Below are 4,413 nucleotides of genomic sequence, written 5' to 3' on the forward strand. Positions count from 1 at the left end.
GAACTTGCAAACCGGGAGGAAACGATGCGCAAGTTTTTGCTGACGACAGCGTTGGTGACGATGAGTGTTGCGGGCTTGGGTGCTGCCAAGGCTGCGGATGTGAAGGAAGTGCAGATGCTGCACTGGTGGACGTCCGGCGGCGAGGCTGCGGCCTTGAACGTGTTGAAGGAGGATCTGTCGAAGGAGGGGTTTGCCTGGAAGGACGTGCCGGTTGCCGGCGGTGGCGGTGATGCGGCGATGACGGCGCTGAAGGCGATGGTTGCGGCCGGCACCTATCCGACGGCCTCGCAGATGCTCGGCTACACCGTTCTCGACTACGCCCAGGCCGGCGTCATGGGGGACCTGACGGAGACGGCGAAGGCCGAGGGCTGGGACAAGGCGGTTCCGGCGGCGCTGCAGAAGTTCTCCGTCTATGACGGCAAGTGGGTCGCAGCCCCCGTCAACGTCCACTCGGTCAACTGGTTGTGGATCAACAAGGGTGTGATGGACAAGATCGGCGGCACCGAGCCGAAGACCTTCGACGACCTGATCGCGCTGCTCGACAAGGCGAAGGCTGCCGGCGTGACGCCGCTGGCGCTCGGCGGCCAGAACTGGCAGGAAGCGACGATGTTCGACTCAATCGTGCTGTCGACGGGCGGCCCCGAGTTCTACAAGAAGGCGATGAACGACCTCGACGAGGAGTCGCTGAAGTCGGACACGATGAAGAAGTCGTTCGACAACCTGCAGAAGATCGTCCAGTACGTCGACCCGAACTTCTCCGGACGCGACTGGAACCTTGCGACCGCCATGGTCATCAAGGGCGATGCGCTCGTGCAGGTGATGGGTGACTGGGCCAAGGGCGAGTTCGTCGCCGCCAAGAAGACACCGAACACCGACTTCCTGTGCTACCGCTTCCCGGGCACCGACGGCAGCGTGATCTACAACTCGGACATGTTCGGCATGTTCAACGTGCCTGACGACCGCAAGGCAGCACAGGTGGCGCTTGCCAAGGCAACGCTGTCGAAGAGCTTCCAGTCGGCGTTCAACGTCGTCAAGGGCTCGGTTCCGGCCCGTACCGACGTTCCGGATACCGATTTCGACGCCTGCGGCAAGAAGGGTATCGCCGACCTGAAGAAGGCCAATGAAGGCGGCACGCTGTACGGCTCGCTGGCCCAGGGCTATGGCGCGCCTCCGGCGGTTGCCAATGCCTACAAGGACGTCGTCTCGAAGTTCGTGCATGGCCAGATCAAGACCTCCGACCAGGCGGTCGAAGAGCTCGTCAAGGCCATCGACGACGCCAAGTAATCAAGGCCTCCCACGGTCTTCCCCGCCGGTGTCGGCGGGGAAGATTCCGCCACGGACGATCTCGTTGGAGGAGATGACCCCATGAGCACCATCGCTACCGATAAAACCGTTCTCACGCCGCACCGTGGAACGCCCATTTCCATCCGCGCGCGCCTGCAGGACGCGCTGCCGAAGATCGTGCTCGCGCCGAGTTTCGCCATCACGCTTGTGTTCGTCTACGGCTTCATCCTCTGGACGATCTATCTGTCCTTCACCAATTCCAAGACCTTTCCGTCCTACGTGCTGACGGGCCCGCGCGCCTATCAGCGGCTGTGGCGCTGGACGTTCGAAAGCGATCCGCCGTCCAGCTGGTACACCTCGATCACCAACATGGGCATCTTCGGTGTGCTCTATGTCGGCATCTGCCTGGCGCTCGGCCTGTTTCTGGCGATCCTGCTCGACCAGAAGATCCGCGGCGAGGGCATATTGCGGCCGATCTTCCTCTATCCGATGGCGCTCTCCTTCATCGTGACAGGCGTTGCCTGGAAATGGTTCCTCGATCCGGGGCTCGGGCTCGAGCAGACGCTGCATCAGTTCGGCTGGACGAGCTTCCACTTCGACTGGATCAAGAACAAGGACTTCGTGATCTATACTGTCGTGATCGCCGGTGTCTGGCAGGCGTCCGGCTTCGTCATGGCGATGTTCCTTGCCGGCCTTCGCGGCATCGACAGCGAGATCATGAAGGCGGCGCAGATCGACGGGGCGACGACCGTGCAGCTCTATCGCCGCATCATCATCCCGTTGCTCAGACCGATCTTCCTGTCGGCCTTCATCGTGCTCGCCCACATGGCGATCAAGTCTTACGATCTGGTTGTGGCACTGACCTCGGGCGGCCCCGGCGGCTCGGCCTGGCTGCCGTCCAACTTCATGTACGAATACACCTTCAAGCGCAACGAGATGGCCGTCGGCTCGGCGAGCGCGGTGATCATGCTGATGACGATTTCGGCGATCATCGTTCCCTATCTCTATTCGGAACTCAGGGAGAAATCGCGATGAGCGCCGTCACCTCGACCCTGCCGAGTGCGGCCAGCGCCTCGCGCAACAGACTGTTCAGCCGGATCTTCATCTACGGGCTGCTTGTCATCTTCGCGATCATCTACCTGATGCCGCTGTTCGTCATGCTGGTGACCTCGTTCAAGACGATGGACGAGATCCAGAACGGCAACATGCTGGCGCTGCCGCAGTCGCCGACCATCGAGCCCTGGTTCAAGGCCTGGGGGCAGGCCTGCGTCGGGCTGACCTGCGCCGGCATCAAGGGCTACTTCTGGAACTCGATCAAGATGGTCGTTCCGGCCGTGGCGATCTCGACGATCATGGGCGCGCTGAATGGCTACATCCTGACCAAGTGGCGCTTCCCCGGCCACACGCTGGTGTTCGGCCTGATGCTGTTTGCCTGCTTCATCCCGTTCCAGTCGGTGCTCTTGCCGATGGCGACCATCCTTGGCAGCCTCGGCCGCTTCGGGGCGACGCTGCGCGACCAGATCGGCATGTCGCTCGGCTTCGGCAATCCGACCGTCAACCTCGTCACCGTTCACGTCGTCTACGGCCTCGGCTTCACGACGCTGTTCTTTCGCAACTATTACGAGGCCTTTCCGACCGAACTGGTGAAGGCGGCGCAGGTCGACGGTGCCAGCTTCTTCCAGATCTTCCGCCGCATCATGCTGCCGAACTCGCTGCCGATCATCGTCGTCACCGTCATCTACCAGTTCACCAACATCTGGAACGACTTCCTGTTTGCCTCGGCCTATGCCGGCACGGGCGATTCCATGCCGATGACGGTGGCGCTGAACAACGTCGTCAACACCTCCACCGGTGTCGTCGAATACAACGTCAACATGGCGGCGGCGATGATCGCAGCGCTTCCGACCCTCCTCGTCTACATTCTCGCCGGCCGCTACTTCGTGCGTGGCCTGATGGCGGGCGCTGTCAAAGGATAATCCAATGGCTTTCCTCGAAATCTCAGGTCTCAAGAAGCGCTTCGGCTCGCTGGAGATCCTCAAGGGCATCAACCTTGACCTGGAAAAGGGCGGCTTCCTCGTGCTCGTCGGCCCGTCCGGCTGCGGCAAGTCGACCTTGCTCAACACCATTGCCGGCCTGGAATCGATCACCGAGGGCGACATTCGCGTCGATGGCCGCAGCATTGCCGACCTGCATCCGTCGAAGCGCGACATCGCCATGGTGTTCCAGAGCTACGCGCTCTACCCGAACATGACGGTGGCCGGAAACATCGCCTTCGGCATGGAGATGCGCGGCGTGCCGGTCGAGGAGCGCAACAAGGCGATCGACAAGGTCGCCAAGGTGCTGCAGATCGGCCACCTGCTCAATCGCAAGCCGAGCCAGCTGTCGGGCGGCCAGCGCCAGCGCGTCGCCATGGGCCGCGCCCTGGTGCGCGACCCGAAGCTGTTCCTGTTCGACGAACCGCTCTCCAACCTCGACGCCAAGCTGCGCGTCGACATGCGCATCGAGATCAAGCGGCTGCACCAGGCGACCGGCACGACGATCGTCTATGTGACCCACGACCAGATCGAGGCGATGACGCTGGCCACCAAGATCGCCGTCATGCGCGACGGCGAGGTGCAGCAGTTCGGCACGCCGGCCGAGATCTACAACAACCCGGCCAACATGTTCGTCGCCGACTTCATGGGCTCGCCGGCGATGAACCTCCTCGCGGGGACGATCGAGAAGGGGGCGTCCGGCCTGACCGTGTCGCTTTCGCGTCCGCAGGGCGAGCCGATCCGGCTGCCTGTCACGGCGGGCAACGGCGCGCTCGAAGCGCATACCGGCCGCGAGATCGTCTTCGGCATCCGCCCCGAGGCGCTGACCGATCCTGACGGTGCGGACCGCAACGCCAAGGCGCTGGCCGAAAGCGACTGCCTGATCGAGGTGGTGGAACCGGCCGGATCCGACACCTTCGCGGTCACCAAGCTCGGCGGCAAGGAGGTCGTGGCGCGGCTCAGGGCCGACGCCCGCATCCAGGCCGGCCAGCACGCCCGCCTCGCCTTCAACCTCGACAAGGCCGTGTTCTTCGATCCGCAAAGCCAAACCCGAATCGCTTAAACCAGGAGCCAGGATTCCAAACATGAACAGCTC

The 4,413-nt window shown here is 62.8% G+C and carries 4 protein-coding genes; all 4 read left to right on the forward strand.

The features are described 5' to 3' along the window. The first annotated feature begins 24 nt into the window (after positions 1 to 24). Positions 25 to 1,284 carry an ABC transporter substrate-binding protein gene (locus IB244_RS31345; RefSeq protein WP_018858615.1) on the forward strand — a complete coding sequence of 420 codons (1,260 nt, stop codon included), beginning with the start codon at positions 25 to 27 and terminating at the stop codon, positions 1,282 to 1,284. An 81-nt stretch (positions 1,285 to 1,365) separates the two neighbouring features. Continuing rightward, positions 1,366 to 2,319 (forward strand): carbohydrate ABC transporter permease, encoded by a 954-nt coding sequence (locus tag IB244_RS31350; RefSeq protein WP_029792362.1) that lies wholly within the window; start codon positions 1,366 to 1,368, stop codon positions 2,317 to 2,319. Next, on the forward strand, positions 2,316 to 3,260 hold the full coding sequence (locus IB244_RS31355; RefSeq protein WP_018117075.1) for a carbohydrate ABC transporter permease: 945 nt from the start codon (positions 2,316 to 2,318) through the stop codon (positions 3,258 to 3,260). Before IB244_RS31350 ends, IB244_RS31355 begins: the two co-directional genes overlap by 4 nt. Before the next feature lie 4 nt (positions 3,261 to 3,264). After that, positions 3,265 to 4,380 (forward strand): ABC transporter ATP-binding protein, encoded by a 1,116-nt coding sequence (locus tag IB244_RS31360; protein ID WP_025660749.1) that lies wholly within the window; start codon positions 3,265 to 3,267, stop codon positions 4,378 to 4,380. Positions 4,381 to 4,413: the final 33 nt, after the last annotated feature.

The sequence above is a fragment of the Rhizobium sp. RHZ02 genome, from assembly GCF_014851575.1.
In the GTDB taxonomy this organism is placed as follows: domain Bacteria; phylum Pseudomonadota; class Alphaproteobacteria; order Rhizobiales; family Rhizobiaceae; genus Rhizobium; species Rhizobium altiplani.